Source organism: Roseibium denhamense (assembly GCF_009711415.1).
Lineage (GTDB): Bacteria > Pseudomonadota > Alphaproteobacteria > Rhizobiales > Stappiaceae > Roseibium > Roseibium denhamense.
In genome coordinates, this window is record NZ_SMLZ01000108.1 from 1 (window position 1) to 1,560 (window position 1,560).

Consider the following 1,560-nt stretch of genomic DNA (forward strand, 5'->3'; position numbering starts at 1 on the left):
CATTGCGGTCAGCGATGTGGATGAAGCCGACGTGTCCGCTGTTTCCGACAGCGATGCCTCTGCAAACACCATCACGGAAGACACCGCTTCCGGCACCCAGGTCGGCATCACCGCTCTCGCAACCGACAACGATGTGACCGACAGTGTCTCTTATGCCGTGGACGACAGCCGCTTCACGGTCGATGAAAACGGGGTTGTGACTGTCGCCGATGGTGCGTCGTTCGATGCAGAGACCGAAGGGTCCATCGACATCACCGTCACCGGCAACCTCCACCGACGGCTCCACAACCACAGAGACATTCACCATCGCGGTCTCCGATGTGGATGAAGCAGACGTGTCCGCTGTTTCCGACAGCGATACATCCGCCAACACCATCGCTGAAGACCTCTGCCGGAACTCAGGTCGGTATCACCGCGCTCGCAACCGACAGCGATGTGAACGACAGCGTCTCCTATGCGGTTGACGATGCCCGCTTTACGGTCGATGCCGATGGCACAGTCCGGGTCGCCTCGGGCGCCAACTTTGACTATGAAACCGAACCGGCCATAGACCTGACAGTGACGGCACTGTCTTCTGACGGATCTTCGTCACAGCAGACGTTTGCAGTTGGCATTTCAGATGTTTCTGAAAACATTCAACTTTCGAACGATGGCGAAACCTTCGTAGACACAGGAGTTGCTGAACTGTCCATCGCCGGAGGATCAGGAAACGACACCCTCACCGCGCACAATGATGGCGGAGTGCTTTCAGGTGGTGCAGGTCGCGATACTTTGCACGGCGGAGAAGGCAACGATCAGCTGTCTGGCGGGCATGGCAACGATCTCATCTACGGCGGCAGGGGTGACGACAGCATCGATGGCGGTGCCTACCACGACACTCTCTACGGCGAATACGGCAACGACACGATCACCGGCGGCGCCTGGAACGACAAACTTTATGGCGGAGACGGCAACGATCATCTCGACGGTGGTGAACACGGCGATGAGCTCTATGGCGGCGATGGCAATGACACTCTGATCGGCGGCGACGGTAGTCAAGGAGACACGCTCGAAGGCGGTTCGGGCGATGACGTCCTGGACGGCGGCACCGGCGACGACACCGCGGTCTATTCCGGCAACTGGTCCGACTACACCATCAACGACAACGGCGACGGCTCCTATACCATCACCGATGATCGAGACGGATCACCGGACGGCACCGATACGGTGTCGGGTGTCGAGATCTTCCAGTTTGCCGACGGTGATGTCTTGGAGGGGGACCTGATCGCCGAGGATGTCTCGGCGGTCACCGACACCGATTCGTCTGCGAATACCATCGCGGAGAATGCCGAGGTCGGTGCCACCTTAGGCATTACCGCCTCCGCCGATGATGCCAATGTGTCGGACAGCGTCTCCTACACCGTCGACGATACCCGCTTCACCGTTGATGCCGATGGAACCGTGCGGGTGGCCTCCGGAGCGTCATTCGATGCGGAGACCGAAGGATCCATCGACATCACCGTTAGGGCCACCTCCACAGACGGCTCAACCTCCACCGAGACCTTCACCATTGCGGTCAGA

The 1,560-nt window shown here is 59.4% G+C and carries 1 protein-coding gene and 1 pseudogene; both read left to right on the forward strand.

What is annotated here, in order from left to right; translation table 11 throughout:
• Nucleotides 1-328: pseudogene (locus tag E1180_RS22055) on the forward strand (hypothetical protein); the annotation flags it as partial.
• On the forward strand, nucleotides 325-1,560 hold a 1,236-nt coding region (locus E1180_RS22635; protein ID WP_280115243.1), incomplete at its 3' end, for a hypothetical protein. The pseudogene E1180_RS22055 and the gene E1180_RS22635, both read left to right, overlap by 4 nt.